General features: G+C 71.8%; 18 protein-coding genes. 5 read left to right on the top strand and 13 right to left on the bottom strand.

All coding sequences use genetic code 11. The features are described 5' to 3' along the window. The 12 genes from moeZ to ABEB03_RS20300 all read right to left on the bottom strand — a co-directional run bounded on the left by moeZ (position 1) and on the right by ABEB03_RS20300 (position 14,837). A complete protein-coding gene (gene moeZ / locus ABEB03_RS20245) occupies positions 1-1,179 on the bottom strand; it encodes an adenylyltransferase/sulfurtransferase MoeZ (RefSeq protein ID WP_095936501.1) in 1,179 nt (392 codons plus the stop codon). A 63-nt stretch (positions 1,180-1,242) separates the two neighbouring features. Next, positions 1,243-1,992 (bottom strand): spherulation-specific family 4 protein, encoded by a 750-nt coding sequence (locus tag ABEB03_RS20250; RefSeq protein ID WP_345650804.1) that lies wholly within the window; start codon positions 1,990-1,992, stop codon positions 1,243-1,245. Beyond that, the gene (locus tag ABEB03_RS20255) at positions 1,980-2,939 is read right to left on the bottom strand and encodes an NAD-dependent epimerase/dehydratase family protein (RefSeq protein ID WP_095936499.1); all 960 of its coding nucleotides are present in this window, start codon (positions 2,937-2,939) and stop codon (positions 1,980-1,982) included. Before ABEB03_RS20255 ends, ABEB03_RS20250 begins: the two co-directional genes overlap by 13 nt. Before the next feature lie 149 nt (positions 2,940-3,088). Then, positions 3,089-4,510: a hypothetical protein gene (locus tag ABEB03_RS20260; RefSeq protein WP_345650807.1), complete on the bottom strand. Its 1,422-nt coding sequence runs from the start codon at positions 4,508-4,510 to the stop codon at positions 3,089-3,091. Then, positions 4,507-6,261 carry a DUF3492 domain-containing protein gene (locus ABEB03_RS20265; RefSeq protein WP_345650809.1) on the bottom strand — a complete coding sequence of 585 codons (1,755 nt, stop codon included), beginning with the start codon at positions 6,259-6,261 and terminating at the stop codon, positions 4,507-4,509. Before ABEB03_RS20265 ends, ABEB03_RS20260 begins: the two co-directional genes overlap by 4 nt. Before the next feature lie 260 nt (positions 6,262-6,521). After that, positions 6,522-8,087, bottom strand: coding sequence for an ABC transporter ATP-binding protein (locus tag ABEB03_RS20270; protein WP_345650893.1), 1,566 nt, complete (start codon positions 8,085-8,087; stop codon positions 6,522-6,524). 215 nt (positions 8,088-8,302) lie between these two features. Further along, on the bottom strand, positions 8,303-9,331 hold the full coding sequence (locus ABEB03_RS20275; RefSeq protein WP_345650812.1) for an ABC transporter permease: 1,029 nt from the start codon (positions 9,329-9,331) through the stop codon (positions 8,303-8,305). Continuing rightward, positions 9,328-10,320 carry an ABC transporter permease gene (locus tag ABEB03_RS20280; RefSeq protein WP_345650815.1) on the bottom strand — a complete coding sequence of 331 codons (993 nt, stop codon included), beginning with the start codon at positions 10,318-10,320 and terminating at the stop codon, positions 9,328-9,330. The genes ABEB03_RS20275 and ABEB03_RS20280 overlap by 4 nt, the downstream gene beginning before the upstream one ends. A gap of 4 nt (positions 10,321-10,324) precedes the next feature. Further along, positions 10,325-12,043, bottom strand: coding sequence for an ABC transporter substrate-binding protein (locus ABEB03_RS20285; RefSeq protein WP_345650818.1), 1,719 nt, complete (start codon positions 12,041-12,043; stop codon positions 10,325-10,327). Positions 12,044-12,217: 174 nt separating this feature from the next. Continuing rightward, complete coding sequence (locus tag ABEB03_RS20290; RefSeq protein ID WP_324608112.1) at positions 12,218-12,310, bottom strand: Ms4533A family Cys-rich leader peptide; 93 nt, start codon at positions 12,308-12,310, stop codon at positions 12,218-12,220. Positions 12,311-12,366: 56 nt separating this feature from the next. Then, positions 12,367-13,839, bottom strand: coding sequence for a DUF3152 domain-containing protein (locus ABEB03_RS20295; RefSeq protein WP_425589268.1), 1,473 nt, complete (start codon positions 13,837-13,839; stop codon positions 12,367-12,369). 8 nt (positions 13,840-13,847) lie between these two features. Continuing rightward, positions 13,848-14,837, bottom strand: a complete 990-nt coding sequence (locus ABEB03_RS20300; protein WP_345650831.1) for an alpha/beta fold hydrolase — start codon at positions 14,835-14,837, stop codon at positions 13,848-13,850. A gap of 159 nt (positions 14,838-14,996) precedes the next feature. Between ABEB03_RS20300 and ABEB03_RS20305 the strand changes: the two genes are divergently transcribed. The 4 genes from ABEB03_RS20305 (at position 14,997) to ABEB03_RS20320 (ending at position 16,926) form a co-directional block, all read left to right on the top strand. Then, a complete protein-coding gene (locus ABEB03_RS20305) occupies positions 14,997-15,212 on the top strand; it encodes a hypothetical protein (protein WP_345650834.1) in 216 nt (71 codons plus the stop codon). Positions 15,213-15,398: 186 nt separating this feature from the next. Beyond that, a complete protein-coding gene (locus ABEB03_RS20310; RefSeq protein WP_095936492.1) occupies positions 15,399-16,040 on the top strand; it encodes a TetR/AcrR family transcriptional regulator in 642 nt (213 codons plus the stop codon). A 135-nt stretch (positions 16,041-16,175) separates the two neighbouring features. Next, complete coding sequence (locus ABEB03_RS20315) at positions 16,176-16,403, top strand: DUF3107 domain-containing protein (RefSeq protein ID WP_028801993.1); 228 nt, start codon at positions 16,176-16,178, stop codon at positions 16,401-16,403. Between the two features lie 253 nt (positions 16,404-16,656). Next, positions 16,657-16,926, top strand: coding sequence for a hypothetical protein (locus ABEB03_RS20320; protein ID WP_028801992.1), 270 nt, complete (start codon positions 16,657-16,659; stop codon positions 16,924-16,926). Between the two features lie 125 nt (positions 16,927-17,051). Here the strand turns inward: ABEB03_RS20320 and ABEB03_RS20325 are convergent, their stop codons facing one another. Then, positions 17,052-17,819, bottom strand: a complete 768-nt coding sequence (locus tag ABEB03_RS20325) for a ferritin-like fold-containing protein (protein ID WP_095936491.1) — start codon at positions 17,817-17,819, stop codon at positions 17,052-17,054. 268 nt (positions 17,820-18,087) lie between these two features. Between ABEB03_RS20325 and ABEB03_RS20330 the strand changes: the two genes are divergently transcribed. Beyond that, on the top strand, positions 18,088-20,192 hold a 2,105-nt coding region (locus ABEB03_RS20330), incomplete at its 3' end, for a DEAD/DEAH box helicase (RefSeq protein ID WP_345650843.1).

A 20,192-nucleotide genomic window follows, 5' to 3' on the forward strand; every position in this document is an offset into this window, starting at 1 on the left:
CTAGTAGACCGGCTTGTCGGGCTCGATCTGGTTGACCCAGCCGATCACGCCGCCGCCGACGTGGACCGCGTCGGAGAAGCCCGCGGACTTCAGGACGGCGAGGACTTCCGCACTGCGGACACCCGTCTTGCAGTGCAGCACGATCTTCTTGTCCTGCGGCAGGGACTCCAGGGCAGTGCCCATGAGGAACTCGTTCTTCGGGATCAGCTTGGCGCCGGGGATCGAGACGATCTCGTACTCGTTGATCTCACGGACGTCGATGATCTCGATGTTCTCGCCGTCGTCGATCCACTCCTTGAGCTGCTTGGGAGTGATCGTCGAACCGGCCGCCGCCTCCTGGGCCTCCTCGGACACGACGCCGCAGAAGGCTTCGTAGTCGATGAGCTCGGTGACGGTGGGGTTCTCGCCGCAGACGGCGCAGTTCGGGTCCTTGCGGACCTTGACCTGGCGGTACTGCATCTCCAGGGCGTCGTAGATCATCAGTCGGCCGACGAGGGGCTCGCCGGTGCCGGTGAGGACCTTGATCGCCTCGGTGACCTGGATGGAACCGATGGACGCGCACAGCACGCCCAGCACGCCACCCTCGGCGCAGGAGGGGACCATGCCCGGCGGCGGGGGCTCCGGGTAGAGGCAGCGGTAGCAGGGACCGTGCTCCGACCAGAAGACGGAGGCCTGGCCGTCGAACCGGTAGATCGAACCCCACACGTACGGCTTGTTGAGGAGCACGCACGCGTCGTTGACCAGGTAGCGGGTGGCGAAGTTGTCCGTGCCGTCGACGATGAGGTCGTACTGGCTGAAGATGTCCATCACGTTCTCGGCTTCGAGCCGCTCTTCGTGAAGGATCACGTTCACGTACGGGTTGATGCCCAGCACGGAGTCGCGGGCCGATTCGGCCTTGGAGCGGCCGATGTCCGCCTGGCTGTGGATGATCTGGCGCTGCAGGTTCGACTCGTCGACCTCGTCGAACTCCACGATGCCGAGCGTGCCCACGCCCGCCGCGGCCAGGTACATCAGCGCCGGCGATCCGAGGCCGCCGGCGCCGACACACAGCACCTTGGCGTTCTTCAGCCGCTTCTGCCCGTCCATGCCCACGTCGGGGATGATCAGGTGGCGGGAGTACCTGCGGACCTCGTCTACGGTGAGCTCGGAAGCCGGCTCGACCAGGGGTGGCAGCGACACGGGGGCTCCGTTGGTCGGTCTATCACTACAGTTGTTCTCCCCGTAACACTGCCACGCCCTTCTTCATTCCGAGACACCCGTTCCGATCCGCGAGACGATTTCGTCCCAGTAGCCGGGCATCGTCTCCCAGGGGTCGGCCCGCCCACCGAAATCGGTGCGGTCGGTGAAGTAGATCGTCGAGGCGCCCTGCCAGCGGGCGATGCGCAGCGCCTCGTCGAGATGACCGCGCGGCACGCCGTGCACCAAGTGGCAGAACCGCTCGGGCGGGTAGTCGGCGGTCCACTCGGCGACCTGGGACCAGCGGTAGTCGCTCCAGGAGCCGGAGAAGGTGACCAGTTGGTCGGCGTTCTCCGCGTAGCCGGGATACGGGTGGGCGCCGTGCCCGAGCACGATGTGTGCATCCTCACGGACCGTCCGGAGCGTGCCGACCGTGCGGCGGACCTCGGCGAGCGCGGTGCGTTCGGTGGGACAGCGGTCGAGGAGGTAGCCGTCGACCCGGTACCAGTCGAGATAGCGCTGGGCGTCGGAGACCAGTTCGCCGAAGGCCCGCGCGCCGTATGTGGCGTCCAGGCGCCCGAGCACGCGTACGCCCGCGTTGCGCAGCCGCCCGACGGCCTCCAGGCAGTGCGGGTCGGGACGGGTGCCGGGTCCGTTGGACACGTTCAGGGCGACCCAGTGCAAAGGGGCGCCGGGCCGGGTGAGTTCGGCCCACTCCAGCGGAGCGACGAGGGGGTGCGCATAGCCGGGGATGCCGAAGCCGACCTTGAGGTCGGTGCTCGCGGTGCCGGCTGCGGTGCTGGTCAGATACGGCATGCCGCCTCCATCCAGATGTCTGCCAGGGATTCCTCGAGGTTGATGCGGGGCCGCCAGCCGAGCCGGTCGCGTGCGGTGCGCACGTCGGCCTGCTGCCAGCTGCCGCAGCCGTCCGGGTACGGGTACGCGACCGGGGCCGCATGGTCCGGTTCGTTGCGGGGGTGGCCGATGGATGTCCTGAGGGGGCCGGGAGGGCCGTCGAGTTCGTGCAGGGCGCCGCCGTAGCCGGCGACCCGGGCGAGGACCGCTGCCGCGTCGCGGAGTCGTACGGCACGTCCCGAGCCGATGTTGATCACGCCCTGTGCGGCGGAGAGCGAGGCCGCGTGGACGGCACGGGCGACGTCGCGCACGTCGATGAAGTCGCGCTGGACGCCGAGTCCGCCGAGTTTGAGTTCGCCGTCGCCGGACTGCATGGCGCGGCGGAGGGCCTCGGCGAGGCGGCCGAGCGGGGATCCGGCGGGTGTGCCGGGTCCGGCGGGCGAGAAGACCCGAAGGACCACGGCGTCCAGGCCGGAGCCGAGGACCAGTTCGGTGGCGGCGAGCTTGCTGACGCCGTACGGGCCGCCGGGGCGCGGCACGGCGTCCTCGGCGGTGGAGGAGCCGGGCTGGCTGGGCCCGTACTCGGCGCCGCAGCCGATCTGGACGAGCCGCGCCCCGCAGCCGCTGCGGCGGAGGGCCTCGCAGACGGTGGCGACGGCGACGGTGTTGTGCCGGGTCAGTTCGCGGGCGCCTCCGCGGGTGGCGCCCGCGCAGTTGATGACGACTCCGGGGTGCACCGCGTCCAGGAAGCGGGTGAGTGCGCCGGGACTGCCCGAGGCGAGGTCGAATCGGACGTCGGCGTCGTCGCCCCGGCCGAGCGCGGTGAGCTGCACGGCCGGGTCGGCGAGCAGTCTGTCGGCCACGAAGCGGCCGAGGTATCCGTTGGCTCCGATCAGCAGGACCCTCATCGGGCGGCTCCCGGGGCGGATTCTCCGGTTCGGGAGGTGATCATCTGGCTTTCTCCTTCAGGTGATGCCGTGGGTCGGGAGAGGGCCCGCGGTGTCGGCCCCGCGGGAGAAATGGGTCCGTGCCCGGGTGCCGGGCGCGGAAGCACGGTTCACACCGCCTCGCTGGGCAGTGCGTGGGCGGAGGCCCTGGTCAGGGTGCGCGTCGAGTGGACGAGCAGGACGAAGGCCGCCGTGCCGCACACCAGAGCCGGTACGGCTCCGGGCCCCCAGGCGGCGACGACGGTCTCGACGGGCGTGGCGAGGAGGGAGCAGCCGGGCAGACGACCCGCGAAGACGGTGGCGAGCGCGACCGCTTCGGTGGCTCCGGCGCCGGCGACCATCACGGCGGGCGCGTGGGCGAAGCCGCGCGCCGTCAGCAGACGGGCGAGCAGGAGCAGGGCGCCGAGGGCGCCGGCCCCGAGGTAGGCGGGGGGCTCGTCGAGCACTGCCGCGCTCAGGGCGAGCAGCCCGCCGAGGGCGCACAGGAACAGGGTGAAGACGCCGAGGAGCAGGGGGCGGACGGTGGTGGCGAACTCGTCGAGGCCGCGGCTGGCGGTCAGCCTGCGGCGGGCGCTCACCACGAAGAGTTGCGCACACCAGGCCGCCGGCGCGCACGCGGTCGAGAGGGCCAGCACGGATGCCGTGGCGAGCGGCCAGGGGCCGTCGGGTCCGCCGTCGAGCGCGGCGCTGAGCAGTCCGTCACCGAGGAGGGCGTAGGCGACGAGCCAGCACATCCAGCCGCGGGTGGCGCCGGTCGTGCGCTGACCGGCGCTCAGGGGGCCGCGGCGCAGGGCGTACCGCAGACCGACGGTCACGGCGAGGACGCCGGCCGCGGCCACCGCGAGGCGCGGCCTGCCCTCGGTGACGCGCAGTCCGAGCGTGGCCGCCAGGCAGAGAACGCCGGGCAGCAGGGCGAGCACCGCCCAGTCGGCGCGCGCACCGGGGCGCTCCGGTTCCTCCGGACGCGGGGCGTGTTCGCCGTCGCGCGAGGCGCGGGCGTACATCTCCTCGGCGAGCGAGAACACGTCGCGGTGGCGGAATCGGGTGGCCGTCCGGTCGGTCACACCGTGGGCCTCCAGACCGGCGGCGATCTCCAGCGGGTCGACCGCGCGCTCGCAGAGTTCGCGGTGCCGGTGCATGAGCGCCTTCACGGGGTCCGCGGCGCCACGGCGCGCGACGGGCCTGCGCGCGCCGTCGATACGACTCGCACTCCCCTCACTGCCGGTCGCACCACCTTTGCGTTTTCGTTCACCGGAGCCGCCGCCGTCCCGGCCGGCAGCCTCACCGATGCGGCCCGCGCCGCCGGCGCCTCCCCCGCGCGCGCCACCCGCACCGCCCGAGTCCCGGCCGCTCGCGCCACCCGCGTCCCGGCCACCCGCGTCCCGGCCTCTCGCGCCACCCGAGTCCTCGACGTACTCGACGTCCTCGCTGCCCAGATCCCCGCCGCCCAAGGCGCCCAGCCCGGCCAGGTCGTCCAGCTCGTGCAGGGTGTGCGGTCCGCCCGGTGGGCGCGGTCCGGTCGTCTCGCTCATCGGGCTCCCTCCCCCGCGGGCACGGGAACCGTGGCGCGCACGGGCGCCCCCGCCGCCCAACGCGGCCGGCCCGCGGCCATGGGACGGACCTCGGTCCAGCGGCCCGGCACATGGGCCTCCGCGGGAACTCCGAAGGGCAACGGCTCTCCCTCGTCGTCCACGACCACCCGCCGGACCGGGGAGTGCGAGACGATCTCCAGGTAGATGCCGTGGAAGGCCGCGATGTTCTGCTCGACGGTGAACAGTTCGAGGGCGCGTGCGCGCGCGGCCGCGCCCAGGCGCTCACGGCGCTCGGGGTCACGCAGCAGCGTCACGCACGCCTCCGCGAGCGCCCGTGGATTGCGGGGCGGCACCACCAGCCCCGTACCGCCGATGACTTCGACGACCGCGCCCACGTCCGTGGAGACGGTCGCGCGACCGCAGAACATGGCCTCGACGAGACTGATCGGAAAGCCCTCGACGACGCTGGAGAGCACGACGACGGCTCCGGAGGCGTACGCCTCCGCCAGGCTGGGGACCTCGGGGCCGCCGATCTCCTCGAAGGACACCGGGTTGTCGCCGACCGCGTGCACGCCCTCCGCCTCGTCGGGGAAGAGCTGGGCGGCCAGGGCCCGGCAGTGGGCCAGATAGGTCGTGCCTTCGGGGCCGTCGGCGGGCGCGCCGACGATCCGCAGCCGCGTCTTCGGTTCCTCCTTGCGGATCTCCGCGAAGGAGTGCAGCAGCGAGATCAGATCCTTGGCGGGTTCGATGCGGCCGACCCACACCAGCGTGTCCGGGTCGGCGCATCCACTGCCCTCCGCGCTCTCCCCCACGTCCGCGAAGCGGGACGCCTCCATGCCGGGGTAGACGGTGCGCAGTTTGGCGCGGTCGGCGCCGCAGCGCTCCTGCCAGCGGCGGGCGTGTGTGTTGCCGGGCGTGATGAGCGCGGCGGCCCGGTAGACCTCGGCGGCGAGCCTGCCGTGGAACCCGGCGAGCAGCGCGCGTACGGCCGGGCTCTCGCCGACGGTGGCGGAGGCCAGGTAGTGCGCGCGCAGTTGCACCCCGTACTCGGTGACCAGCAGGGGAACGCCGGCGAAGTGCCGGGCGATCAGACCGGGCAGCGCCGCGGTGCCACCCGCCGTGGCGTGGCACAGGTCCACCGAGTCGAGGCCGTCACCCTCGTACCAGTCCAGCGACAAGGGCCGCAGGGCACGTTCGACATGGGAGGCGAAGGCGAGCAGGTCGGGCACACGCGCCGTGCGGGCGGTGCGCAGCGCGCCGGGCGCACGGCAGGCGCGTTCCAGCGCGCGCACGGCGCCCTCCGAACGCAGGGCACCGGCGAGACCGCCCTCGTCCCGGGCGAGCTCCGCGAGGGCGTAGAGCGCGCTGCCGAAACGGTCCGCCACAACACCGGCGGAGGCCGCCGGGTCGTCGTGGGCTCCCGCGCCGCCGCCGAGAGCCGCGCCGTCGAGAGCCCCCGGCCCCTCGCACACGGCCGCGGCCAGCTCTCCGTACGCGTCGGCGAAGCGTCGCCGCGCCCGGCGTCCGTACACCACCCCGTCGTCCTCGACGGTCCACAGAGGCGCCGTCCGTACCCTGCTGACCTGCGGCGGCAGCTGGATCCAGCCCTCGTCCTCCTGGCGCTCGCTGCGGCTGAGCGCGTAGATGTCGAACTCATGCTGCCCGAGCCCGCGTACGAGCCGGTCGCACCAGAGTCTGGCGTCACCGCTCACATACGGATAGCCACCCTCCGTAAGCAGTCCGATGCGCACGACCACACCCCCGATCTCCCATATGGGGAGCCGCCGTTGACCCGGCGGCTCGCAGCGGGAAGAACGTATGCGGACATGACGGTGGCGCGACGGACGGTTGTCCATCGCGCCACCAAAAGGGGTGAACGGTCGTAACTTTCCCGCACAGGCCGCGTTCTGTCGCGCTAAGAGATCATGCGACTACGCTTCGTCGTCACGCGGGCCTGGCCGTACGCACCGACGGCGCCACCCGACCGCACCGCGCATGCCGACCCCGCGGCTCAGGCCGTCGCCGGCTCCCCGCGGGCGGCACGGCGCCGTGCCGCGACCTCCGGGTCGAGCGCCGGTACGGCGGCGAGCAGTTGCTCGGTGTAGGGGTCCCGGGGGGACTCGTACACCTCGTCGGCGGGCCCGTACTCGACGATCCGGCCGCGCCGCATCACCGCCACCCGGTCGCTGACCTGGCGCACGACCGCGAGGTCGTGCGCCACGAAGACCAGCGCGAGCCCCAGTTCGCGCTGGAGCTCACCGAGCAGGGCGACCACTTGGGCCTGGGTGGTGACGTCGAGCGCGGAGACGGGTTCGTCGCACACGATGGCGCGCGGCTCCGCGGCGAGGGCCCGCGCGATGCCGACCCGCTGCCGCTGCCCGCCGCTGAACTCGTGCGGGTACCGGTCGTAGTGGTCCGGATCGAGCCCCACGCGTTCCAGCAGCTCCCGCACGCGCTCCTTGATGCGGCCCTCGTCGCGTTGGCCGCGGGCCCGCAGCGGGTCGGCGATCGACTCGCCCACACTGCGCCGGGGGTTGAGGGAGGACACCGGGTCCTGGAAGACCATCTGCACCGAAGGGCTCACGCCGGTCTGCTCGCGCCCTTCGTGGCGGACCGTGCCGGCGGTGGGCTCCAGGAGCCCGACCAGCATCCGTCCCAGCGTGGTCTTCCCGCTGCCGCTCTCGCCGACGACACCGAGGGTCTCGCCCCGGCGGACCGTCAGCGACACGTCGTCGACGGCGGCGAACCGCCGCTTCCCCGTGCCGAACTCGCGCCGCAGCCCCACCGCTTCGATGACGGTCTCGTCGCCGACGTCGCCCTCGGTGACGCGTGGTGCGTCCACCCGCGGGACGGCACCGAGCAGTTCACGCGTGTAGGTGTCGCGGGGTGCCCCGAGCACGGTTCCGACCGGGCCGTGCTCGACGGCGCGCCCGTGGCGCATGACGAGGATCTCGTCCACGCTCTCGGCCGCGACCCCGACGTCGTGCGTGACGAGCAGCAACCCCATGCCGGTCTCCTCGCGCAGGGTGTGCAGCAGGTCGAGGATCTGGGCCTGGACGGTCACGTCGAGGGCCGTGGTCGGCTCGTCGGCGATCAGCAGGTCGGGCCGGCAGGCCAGGGCCATGGCGATCAGGGTGCGCTGGCGCATGCCTCCGCTGAACTCGTGCGGACGCGAACGCGCGCGACGGGCCGCGTCGGGTATGCCGACACGGTCGAGCACCTCGACGGCACGCGCGCGTGCCGCTCGCCGTGACGCCCTGTTGTGCACGCGGTACACCTCGGCGATCTGGTCGCCGACCGCGTGGTACGGGTCGAGGGACGACAGCGGGTCCTGGAAGACCATGGCGGCCTTTCCGCCTCGCAGCCGCCGCAGTTCGTCGTCGGAGGCCGCCTGTACGTCCAGGCCGGCCACCCGCACCGTGCCGCCGACCCTCGCTCCGGTGCCACGGTGCAGCGCCAGCAGGGCCGACGCCACGGTGGACTTGCCGGACCCGGACTCGCCGACGAGTCCCAGCGCGGCCCCTCGCTCCAGCCGGAAGGAGAGCCCGTCGACGGCGCGCAGGTCCCCGAACGCCACGGAGAGGTCGGTGACCTCGACAAGGCTGCCGTCGGCCGGAGCGGCGGGACCGGATCCGTCACCGGCTTCGGCGAGACCGCCCCCGCCCGCACCACGGCCCTCACCGACAACACCCGGCACACCGTCACCGACAACACCCGGCACACCGTCACCGACGGCGCCCGCCACACCGTCACGGACGGCACGCAGCACGCCGTCGTCGGCTTCCGCAGGACTCACGACAGCACCACCCGTCGGTCGGCCACCGCGAACAGCACGTCCGCGACGGCATTGGCCAGGACCACGAAGAAGCCGGTGACCAGCACCATGCCGACCACCACCGGCAGATCGACGACGGTCACCGCGTGCACGAGTTCGCGCCCGAGCCCCGGAAGACCGAACAACGTCTCGGAGAGCACGGCACCGCCGATCGCCGACCCGAAGTCGTTGGCGCTCAGCGCGATGACCGGCGCCACGGCGCCCCGCAGGGCGTGCCGCCCGATGATCGAGCGCTCCCCCACTCCGTACGCACGGAAGGTGCGGACGTGGTCCTCCGCGAGCGTCTCCAGCATGGAGGCCCGGGTCAGACGGGCGTATTTCGCGGACTCGATCAGCGCCAGCGACAGCCAGGGCAGCAGCAGGTTCCACGCCCACTGCTCGGGGTCCTCGGTGAAGGGCACGTACTGCGGGAAGGGCAGCAGCTGCAACTGCCCGCAGACGACGATCATCAGCACGAGACCGATGACGAAGACGGGGGTGGCCGTGCCGGCGAGGGTGACGGCGGTCAGCGCCCGCTCGGTGAACCTGCCGCGCCGCCAGGCGGACAGCACACCGGTGCCGACGCCGAGGATCAGCCACAGCACCATCGCGCCGAGCACGAGCGAGAAGGTGACCGGCAGCTTCGTCCAGATCAGCTGGGTGACCTGCTGGCCGCTCTGGTAGGAGACGCCGAGGCAGGGCGCGCCGCAGTGCTGCACGGACGTGCCGGTCGAGTAGTCCTGGCCGACGAAGACGCCCTGGAGGAAGTGCCAGTAGCGCACGTACAGCGGGTCGTCGAGCCTCAACTGCTCGGCGACCTGGTGCACCTGGGCGGGCGAGCAGCGCGGGCCGCAGGTGATCTGCGCGACGTCGCCGGGCGCGACGTAGAAGACGAGGTAGATGATCACGGAGATCGCGAACAGGGTGACGACGGCTCCGACCAGGCGCCGCAGCGCGAAGCCCGGGAACCCGGCGAGCGAACCGCTCAGCCCTTTGCGGGCGCTCATGCCTTGGCCTCCCGCCTGCGTCCCGTCCCGATGCGCAGCCGCGAGGCGGCGCGCGGATCGAGTGCGGTGCGCACTCCGTCGCCGAGCACGGTCAGCGCGAGCACGGTGACGAACAGCGCGCCGGCCGGCAGCAGCAGGTACTGAGGGGCCGCCTGGTACCAGATGTCGGCCGCGGTGAGCATCTGCCCCCAGGACGGCGTCGGCGGCTTCACGCCGACGCCGAGGAAGCTGAGCGCCGCCTCGACGGTGATGTTCGTGGGGACGAGGAGTGCGGCGTACGTGATGACGGGCGCGGCCAGCGCGGGCAGCAGCTCGCGGCGGGCGACGCGCCAGGCGCCCCAGCCGCTGAGCCGGGCGGCGGCCACGTAGTCGAGCTCCTTGAGGGTCAGCGTGTGGGCGCGGACGATCTTCGCGATCGAACCCCACGCCACCAGGCCGATGATGAGCGCGACGAGCACGGGCCGCGGGAAGCTGCTGGGGACGATCGCGAGCAGCGCGAGGGACATGATCATCAGCGGCATGGCGATGATGACGTCCGTGGCCCGGCTGAGCAACTGGTCGACCCACCGGTTCCCCAGGCCGGCCGCGACCCCCACCACGATGCCGATGAGGACCTGGACGAGCGTGGCCGCGAGCGCGACGCCGAGCGAGACGCGGGCGCCGTACACGAGGCGGGCGAAGAGGTCGCGGCCCGTCTGCGGTTCGACGCCGAGCCAGTGGTCGGCGCCGATGCCGCCGAGCGGGCCGACGGGCACACCGCCGCGCGCGGAGTCCACGAGTGAGGGGTGATAGGTGGTCGGGTCCTGGCCCTCGATCGCGGTGAGCAGCGGCGCGGCGAGCGCGATCAGGACGAGCAGCGCGACGACTCCCGCCGCGACGAGGGCGGCGCGCTGCGCTCGCAGCCGCCGCCAGAACTGACGGGCCCCCGAGGCCCCCGGGACGGAGGAGTCCGTCCCGGGGGCCTGAGAGGCGACAAGTGCCTCGCTCACGGTGCTACTTCACCGCGACCTGGGAGATGTCCAGCACGCCGGTCCAGTCGCTGATCACGATGTTCTTGACGTCCTTGCCGTACAGGCGCTTGTAGACGGGGTGGAACAGCGGCACGGTGAGCGCCTGCTCGCCGATCTTCTTGTCCAGGGCACCCCAGCGCTGGGCGGCCTGGTCGAGGTCGGTCAGCTTGTTGATCGCGTCGATCTCGGCGTTGACCGACTTGTCGTCGAGGAAGCCGGTGTTGAAGTTGGCGCCGTCCTTGACGATCTGCCGGCCGTCGAAGATGGGGGCCAGGAAGGGACCGCCCGAGGGCCAGTCGGCGCCCCAGTGGGCGAGGAAGAGGCCGGGCTCGGTCTTGGCGCTGTGGATCTTGTCGCTGTAGTCGTTGTCCTCGAGGCCCTGGAGCTTGACGGTGATCCCGGCCTTCTTCAGGGCGTCCTGGAGGGCCGTGGCGATCTCGGGGCTGGTCTCGAAGTCCTTGCTGTTGGAGTGCGTGAGCGTGATGGTCAGGCCGTTCTTGTAGCCCGCCTCCTTCAGCAGCTCCTCGGCCTTGGCCGGGTTGCCGGACTTGCCCGCCGGGAAGTGGTCGTACGGCGTGTAGCCGAAGGACTTCTGGTCGGGCAGGTAGGTGGTCGCGGGCTCGGCGAGCGACGAGCCGCCGGCCGCGTTGATCACCGAGGTGCGGTCGACGGCGTACGAGATCGCCTGGCGGACCTTCGGGTTGTCGAACGGCTTCACCTTCGGGTTGAAGGCGAGGTAGTTGGTGTAGCCGAAGTGACCGGTGCCGACGCGCGCGGCGAGGGCCTTGTCGCCGGACACCTTGGCGAGCTCGGCGGGGCCGAGGTTGGTGTCCGTGGTGACGGCGGCGGCGTCCGCTCCCTGAGACGCGGAGAGCCGCTGGTTGATCACGGACGAGTCCAGGCCGGACCGTACGTCGATCTTGTCGGGGTAGGCCTTGCGCTCGGCGTCGGTCGACGCGGACCAGTGGGTGTTGCGCTCCAGGACGAGCCGCTCGCCGTCGTTCTCGTTCTTGACGACCTTGTACGGGCCGGAGGAGACGGGGTGCTCCTCGTACTTCGTGCCGGTGTCCTTGGCCTTCGGCACGGGCGTGAACTGCGTCTGCGTGGCGAGGTAGGGGAACTCGCCCTCGGGCTTGTTCAGGTGGAAGACGATCGTCAGGTCGTCGGGCGTCTCGATCGAGTCGAGGCCCTTCTTGTCCTTGTAGGGGCCCTGGTAGTCGGCGCCGCCGATCAGCCAGTCCCGCAGGTAGGGGGCGCCGCCGGAGAGTTCGGCGGCGAAAGAGCGCTCGATGCCGTACTTGATGTCGGCCGAGGTGATGGGCGTGCCGTCCTCGTACTTGAGGCCCTTCTTCAGGGTGTACGTCCACACGGTCGCGTTCTTGCTCGGGCGACCGGTGTCGGTGGCGAGGTCGGGGACGACCTGGGCGCCGGCCGCACCGTTCTCGCGGTTGCGTGTGGTGAGCGTGCGGAAGACGAGCGAGGGGACGTTGCCGCCGCCGGAGGTGTAGAGCCGCGCCGGGTCGAAGTCTTCCTGCGGGTTGGCGTTCAGGACGGTGAGGGTGCCGCCCTTCTGCGGCTTGGAGTCGGCACCGGCGCTGGTGGCATCGTTGTCCTTCGGCCCGCACGCGGCGGCGCCCGCTGCCACGACCAGGCTGACGGATGCCGCGGCCACGCGGCGCGCTATGACGGACGGATGACGCATCGGAAGACGACCTCTCGAATGATGAGACTGATTGACGCAATGTGAGACGGAAGAGCGCAGAGCTCACCCAGGGCGTCAGGCGTCGGCATCCGACCGGACCGCGCACGTCACAGAAGACGGCACACGGAGAAGGAGTAACGAGAAGAAGAGCGACGCACGCGCCGGGGGCGGGCGTCAGCGACAGTGAATGTCGGCCACGCAGAGAGCGGTCACGCCGATCAGCGCCAGCTCAATGGCGGCGCGGGCGGAGACGTGACGAGGCGACATGCGGAGAAATATGAACGAACTTTCGCCGCATGTCAATGTGACCTGTGGGCCTGCTGTCAACTCCCGGGATACGCCCAGGGATTGGCCTTGCAGTGGATCCCGTCGTGGTCGAGGAACTTGGTCTGCTGCTGCATCACGGGGGCGAGTTCGCCGTCCTTGTCGCAGCTCACATGGCCGTATCCGAGCCGATGGCCGACCTCGTGGTTGATCAGCATCTGCCGGTAGGAGTGAATTCGATCACCATAGGTCTCGGAGCCCTGCGCCCAGCGGTAGGCGTTGATCATGACCCGCTCGGTCGAGGCCGAGTCGCACGACACGTTGTCCTCGGTCGTGTCGAGCCCGGACTTCGCGCACCACGTGGCGGTGGTGCCCGGGCTCGCGAGCGTGATGACGAAGTCGGGCTTCCCGGACGAGATCCGCTCGAAGGTGCGGGCGCCTCCGTGGGCCCAACTCCGTTTGTCGTTCAGGGTCTTCTGCACGGCCTGCGCGAAGAGCGCGGCATCCAGTCCGAGGCCCCGCTCGACGTCGACGCGATAGGTGTACTTGCGTCCCTTGCCCGGCGCCTTGTCGAAGCCGGGGACGGTGTCGAACTTCCCCGAGCCCTTGAGCGTCGCGCCGAGCGCATACCTCTTGGCCATCTTCTGGTCGTAGGTCAGCGTCACCGCGCTCGGCACCGCGGCCGGGGTCGGCCGGTCGTCACCGCGCGAGGCGGAGTCGTGCGTCTGGCGGTCGCCACCGGTGGACCGGGCGTGCGCACTGGCGTCCTGCCGCCCGGAGACGACCTGTCCGGCCACCACGACGGCCAGCACGGTGGTCACGGCCGCCGCCGCGATCCCGGTGAACGCGCGCCCCTTGCCACCCTTGCCCTGCCCCTTCTCCTCGGTGTCCGGCGGCGGGCTCTCGCCGGTCTCCGCGTCCCGTGCGTCCCAGTCGGTGACGGAGCCGTACGGGTCGGCGCGGTGGGCTTCCTCGCCACGGGTCGCGAAGGTGCCGGCGCGCGGTGCGAAGACGTCGCGGTCCTCGCCCTCGTCGGCGTCGAACGCGTCGATGTACGCCTGGCGGGGCATGGAGCCCGGCTCCTGACGCTGACGGGGGATCCGGGGACCCGCGGAACCGGGCGGCGCGCCGTGGGGCGCACTCCGCGGTGCCCCGCCCGGGGCACCGGACGTCCCGGCGCTCCCGAACTCGCCCCAGCCACCGCCGGCTTCACGCTGCTCGGGATGGCCACCGCGCACCCGGGGGACACCGTGGGCGGGGGTCCCGTCCGAGAACCGCGGCACACCCTGCGCAGGCGTCCCGTCCATCGGGGGCCGCGGGCCCGGTGCCCCTTGCGGCGGAATCGACCCGCGCCGGGCGGACGGGAAACCGGTACCCGGGGCTTGGCCCGCGGCCGGGGCCGGTGCGGCCCCCGGGGCAGCCCGCCGTGCGCGACCCGCCTCCTGCGCGGGAACCGCGGGTATCGCGGGTATCGCGGGTATCTCGGAGGTGTCGGTCTTGCCGTTCCGCCCCCGGCGACTGTGACGTCCCACGACCCGCCTCAGCCTTCCGCGCCGGCGCCGGACGGGGAGGGCTGCTCGCCCGCGTCGGCGAGAAGTTCGCGGAACGCGGTGGCCACCGTCTCCGGGTACTCCATCATCGCCACGTGCCCCGCCTCCGGCAGGGACAGCAGCCGGGAGTCGCGGAAGGAGCGGGCCGCGCGCTGTGCCATGCGGTAGCCGACGAGCTGGTCCCGACCTCCGTAGACGAGGAGGGTCGGCGCGAGCACCCGCTCGGCCTGACGCCACAGGCCGTGCTGGCCACCGAGCGTGTACGCGTTCACGAGCCCGCGGGACGAGCGGGCCATGGCGTCCCAGAAATAAGGGAGGGCGAGTCGCCGCTCCATCTCCTCCACCGCGTGCCGGAACCCCTCCGGCGTCACGATGCCGGGGTCGCCGTAGCAGAGGGCCATCACCCCCCGGACGCGCTGCTCGGCGCTCCAGTCCTTGGTGAGCCTGGTGAAGAGCCCCGCCACTCCGGGCAGGGCCAGCAGCGCGGTCGGCCACGCGGTGCGCTGTGCGCGGATCTCCGGCAGCGCGGGCGAGACCAGGGTGAGCGTGCGGACGAGGTCGGGGCGTACGGCCGCGACGCGCGTCGTGACGGCGCCGCCGAGCGAGTTGCCGAAGAGGTGCACGGGGCCCCGCTCGGCGGCGTCCAGATAGCGGATCACGGCGCGTGCGTGCGCCGTGACCGAGTAGTTCCCGTCGTCGGGCGGCGGGGAGTCGCCGAACCCGGGCAGGTCGAGGGCCTCGCTGTCCACGAGCCCGTCGAGGAGCGGCATCAGCGCCGACCAGTTCTGCGAGGAACCGCCGAGGCCGTGCACGTACAGCGCGGGAGGCAGGCCCTTGCGTGACGCCGGTCTCGACCGCACGGTCAGGGTGATGCCCGGAAGGCCGACCGATCGCAGCCGCTCCCCGTCTCCGACCCTGACGGCGCCGACCCGGGGCGTGACGGTGGTGGCCAGCGCTGGCGGCAGCTCGGTCGAAGACATGCGGGCAATGTTACGAGACGATCACGCAGTGGTTCATGTGTTCGCCGTCACAGATGGCGTGCGGATCGCATAGCGTCCGGATCTCGTGTCTCCTAGGCTTCAGTCGAGGGCACTCGTACGCGTACGGCAACGCACGCGCACCGTTCGGGAAGAGGAATCATGACAGTCGACCCGACAGACCCCGGGACGTTCGACGACCAGTTCCGGGAGATCCTCGACGAGGAAGCCCCGGAGGCCGACACCGCCGAGCAGCGCACCGAGCTGGACCCTGTGGAAGAGGTGGCCGTACCACCGGGCGACCCCCTCAACGCCAACGAGGCGGATCTCGCCGAACAGGCCAGGGTCGTACAGCTGAACGAGGACGAGTACCGGTGACGGGACGCCGCTGACCAGGCAAGTCGCGGTGAGATGGAGTGCATCTCACCCGATTCGGGCCGTTCTGCGCGCCATCGGTGGCGTCCGGTCCGTGAAATTCTGCGCTCGCACCGCGCACAGCACGGTTACCGAAAAGTACGATGGCCGCGCGGCGCACACCGCATGTGGACGATTTTGGGAGGCGGCGTGACAGCCATCGAGCAGACAGAGGCGGCACGCCCGCGGGGCACTCGGCTGCCGCGCCGGGCACGGCGCAACCAGCTCCTCGGCGCCGCCCAGGAAGTGTTCGTTGCGCAGGGGTACCACTCGGCCGCCATGGACGACATCGCCGAGCGCGCGGGCGTCAGCAAGCCGGTCCTCTACCAGCACTTCCCGGGCAAGCTCGACCTTTACCTCGCTCTGCTGGACCAGCACTGCGAGTCGCTGCTCCAGGCCGTGCGGACGGCGCTCGCGTCGACGACGGACAACAAGCTGCGCGTGCGCGCCACGATGGACGCCTACTTCGCGTACGTCGAGGACGACGGCGGCGCCTTCCGGCTGGTCTTCGAGTCGGACCTGACCAACGAGCCCGCGGTCCGCGAGCGCGTGGACAAGGTGACGCACGAGTGCGCGGAGGCGATCTGCGAGGTCATCGCCGAGGACACCGGTCTCTCGCGCGCCGAGTCGATGCTCCTCGCCTCGGGGCTCGGCGGACTCGCCCAGGTGGTGGCCCGCTCCTGGCTGCACAGTGACCGCAGTGTTCCGCGCGACCAGGCGGTACAGCTGCTCACCTCGCTGGCCTGGCGGGGCATCGCGGGCTTCCCGCTGCACGGCACGGATCATCACTGACCGCCACTTTGTTCCCGTCCCCTGTTCGCTCCTGGCGTTCTCGGGCGGAGCGTGTACGTCCCCTCACCGGGCTAATGTGTGCTGCGTACGGCGCGTACGGACGCGCACATCACTGACCGTCGGAGGGACAAAGCCGTGGAGGTCAAGATCGGCGTGCAGCACGCGCCCCGCGAGATCGTTCTGGAGAGCGGTCAGACCCCGGAAGAGGTCGAGCGCGCGGTGTCCGAGGCGCTGGCCGGCAAGTCGCAGCTGCTCAGCCTCGTGGACGACCACGGCCGCAAGGTCCTGGTTCCGGCCGACCGCCTCGCGTACGTGGAGCTCGGCGAGCCCACCCAGCGCAAGGTGGGATTCAGCGCGCTGTAGTTCGGCGAGCGGAAGCACGAAGGGCCCGGTGACGACGTCACCGGGCCCTTGCTCGTGCCGCCGGACCCGTTCCGCCGGCTCCGCTCCGCCGACGACGCCGTGGCCGCGACGGGTGCGCGCGGTGCTGCCGGCACGGTCGTGAGCGCCCCGCTCGAAGCACGGATCGATCATTGGGGAGGATTGCATTCCGCACGTCACGGGTAAGACCGCCTACGACCGATTTGCACCCGGCCGTGCGGGAGGGACCCCCACCATGCTGTTGGAGACGCTCGGCTCCGCGTTGCTCGGTTTCGCACTGGCGTGGGCGGCCGCGTACCGCCTGCCGCACCGGCTGCCCGCCCGCAGTCTGGTGCTCTCGACCGGAGTGGCAGGAGCCCTGTTCGGTGCCTTCCTGACGCACACCGCTCTGGGCGCCGGCCACTTCCTGGTGATCCTGCTCGGCGCGGCCGCCGTCTCGGCGGCCCTGCTGTCCCTGCTGCTCCGTCCGGCGGAAAGATTTCGACGCCGCTCGGCGACGGCGTGACCCCCTGCGCAAGGCACTGAGCGACGCGCTGGGCCACGCCCGGGACCGGGCACACCACCGACCGCACGACCACAGTTGACCGGGGCCGCGCAGGCGGCCCCGGGCCATGACTCGTCCGACGAGCCCTAGGCGGCCAGGCCCAACGCCGCCATCCGCTTCGTGTGCGCCTCGGTGATCCGCGAGAACATCCGGCCGACCTCGGCGAGGTCGAAGCCGTCCGCGACACCGCCCACGAGCATCGTCGACAGCGCGTCCCGGTCGGCGACCACACGCTGCGACTGGGACAGCGCCTCGCCCATCAGCCGGCGGGCCCACAGCGCGAGCCGGCCGCCCACGCGCGGGTCGGCGTCGATCGCGGCGCGCACCTTCTCGATGGCGAACCCGGCGTGGCCGGTGTCGTCGAGGACGGCGAGGACGAGACCGCGGGTGTCCGAGTCGAGGCGCGCGGCGACCTCACGGTAGAAGTCGCTGGCGATCGAGTCGCCGACGTACGCCTTGACGAGCCCTTCCAGCCAGTCGGAGGGCGCCGTCTGCTTGTGGAAACCGTCGAGGGCGGCGACGAAGGGCTCCATCGCCTGCGTCGGCTCGGCGCCGATCGCCGCGAGCCGGTCGCGCAGCTGCTCGAAGTGGTGGAACTCGGCGGAGGCCATCTTCGCCAGCTCGGCCTTGTCGCTCAGCGTGGGCGCCAGCTTGGCGTCCTCGGCGAGCCGCTCGAACGCCGCGAGCTCGCCGTACGCGAGCGCTCCGAGCAGGTCCACGACCGCGGCGCGGTACTGAGGGTCGGCGGAGGCCGTGTCCCAGTCCTGGGCGGCGACTCCGGTTGCCGCCGGGGCGGCGTCGGTGGCCTCGGCGGGCTTCTCAGCGGCGTTGTCAGGCGTCGTCATGAAGCGCACAATAGCCCGCTCACCGCAGGACGGAAGTCCCTGGTCAACCAGTGTGACGCCGACGACGTGACCGAATCGGCCATCGCATGTGCGCGATTCCAGGGTATGGTAGTAATGCGCCCGGCGAGTATTCGACGGGCCGCACGAATGAGGATGCCCGGTCGGTGGCCCGATCGGCTCCGACCCGACAGCCCTCCTCGTCCGTACGGCACTGTGCGTACGACATCCGGAGGGACACCCTCAGCGGTACGAGCGCTAGAGCGTCGGCAGTGGTCCCATGCCACTCGGCCCGCCTGACAAGCGGCTGACGTCCCCGGCACGGTCCGACACGACCCCCGCGCTCGCCTCGCACCGCGCACACAGAAGAGGCAGCACCCTGACTACGACTTTCCGAGAGCTCGGAATCCTTCCCGAGACGGCCGAGGCCCTGGAGGCCGTCGGCATCATCAACCCCTTCCCCATCCAGGAGATGACGCTCCCCGTCGCCCTCTCGGGCACCGACGTCATCGGCCAGGCCAAGACCGGCACCGGCAAGACGCTGGGCTTCGGCCTTCCGCTCCTCGAGCGCGTCACCGTCCCCGCGGACGTCGAGGCGGGCCGGGCCCAGCCCGAGCAGCTCACCGACGCACCGCAGGCCCTCGTCGTCGTCCCGACGCGCGAGCTGTGCACCCAGGTGACCAACGACCTGCTCACCGCGGGCAAGGTCCGCAACGTACGCGTCCTCGCCATCTACGGCGGCCGTGCCTACGAGCCCCAGGTCGAGGCCCTCAAGAAGGGCGTCGACGTCATCGTCGGCACCCCCGGGCGTCTGCTGGACCTCGCGGGCCAGAAGAAGCTCAATCTCAAGCACATCAAGGCGCTCGTCCTCGACGAGGCCGACGAGATGCTCGACCTGGGCTTCCTGCCCGACGTCGAGAAGATCATCAACATGCTTCCGGCGCGCCGCCAGACGATGCTGTTCTCGGCGACCATGCCGGGCGCGGTCATCGGCCTCGCCCGCCGGTACATGTCGCAGCCCACGCACATCCGCGCCACCGCGCCGGACGACGAGGGCGTGACGGTCGCGAACATCTCGCAGCACGTCTACCGCGCGCACAACATGGACAAGGCCGAGATGGTCGCGCGCATACTGCAGGCCGAGGGCCGCGGTCTGGCGATGATCTTCTGCCGCACCAAGCGGACGGCGGCGGACCTCGCCGACCAGCTTCAGCAGCGCGGCTTCGCCTCCGGCGCGGTCCACGGCGACCTCGGCCAGGGCGCCCGCGAGCAGGCGCTGCGCGCCTTCCGAAACGGCAAGGTCGACGTCCTCGTCTGCACCGACGTCGCCGCGCGCGGCATCGACGTCGAGGGCGTCACCCACGTCATCAACTACCAGTCCCCCGAGGACGAGAAGACGTACCTGCACCGCATCGGCCGCACGGGCCGCGCCGGTGCCTCCGGTACGGCGATCACACTCGTCGACTGGGACGACATCCCGCGCTGGCAGCTGATCAACAAGGCGCTGGAGCTCAAGTTCAACGACCCGCCGGAGACGTACTCCACGTCCCCGCACCTCTTCGAGGAACTCAGCATCCCGGCCGGCACCAAGGGTGTCCTGCCGCGCTCCGAGCGCACCCGCGCCGGGCTCGCGGCCGAGGAGGTCGAGGACCTCGGTGAGACCGGTGGCCGCGGGGCGCGCGGTCGCGGTGGGCGCTCCTCCGGGCCGTCGTCCGCCGAGCGTGAGCGCCCGGCGCGCACGCCGCGCCGTCGTCGGCGCACGCGCAACGGCGCGCCGCTGGACGAGGCGACCGCCTCCCCCGTGACTCCGGCGGCCACGCCGGAGTCCGCTCCCGCGGACGCCGAGGTCTCCGAGTCCCGCACACCGCGCCGTCGTCGGCGTACGCGTGGCGGTGCCACGGAGCCGGTCGCGGCGGCCACGCCCGCGGCGACCTTCGTGGAGCCCGCGGCGACCGAGGCCGCTCAGGCTGCCGTGACGACCGCCGAGAGCGTCGCCGCGGAGACCGCCAAGCCCCGTCGTCGGCGGACCCGCAAGGCCGCCGAATCCGTCACGGCCGTGGAGTCCGCGGTCGTGAAGACGGCGCCGGCGGCCGAGGCCGTCGTCGAGACCGTCGCCGCGGAGGTCACCGAGGCTCCCGCCAAGCCCGTCCGGCGCCGGACGCGCAAGGCTGCGACCGCTGCCGTCGAGACGGCCGAGGCCGTTGCCGAGGCTTCGGCCGCACCGGTCAAGGCGCGGCGCACCCGCAAGGCCACGGAGACCGCCGTCGACACGGTCGAGGCCGCTTCGGCCGAGACCGCGGGCGAGGTCGCCGAGGCCAAGCCGCGGCGCACCCGGGCCAAGGCCACGACCACCGCCGCCGCCGAGGCCGCCGTGGACACCGCCGA

The sequence above is a fragment of the Streptomyces siamensis genome, assembly GCF_039543605.1.
Taxonomy (GTDB): Bacteria; Actinomycetota; Actinomycetes; order Streptomycetales; family Streptomycetaceae; genus Streptomyces; species Streptomyces siamensis.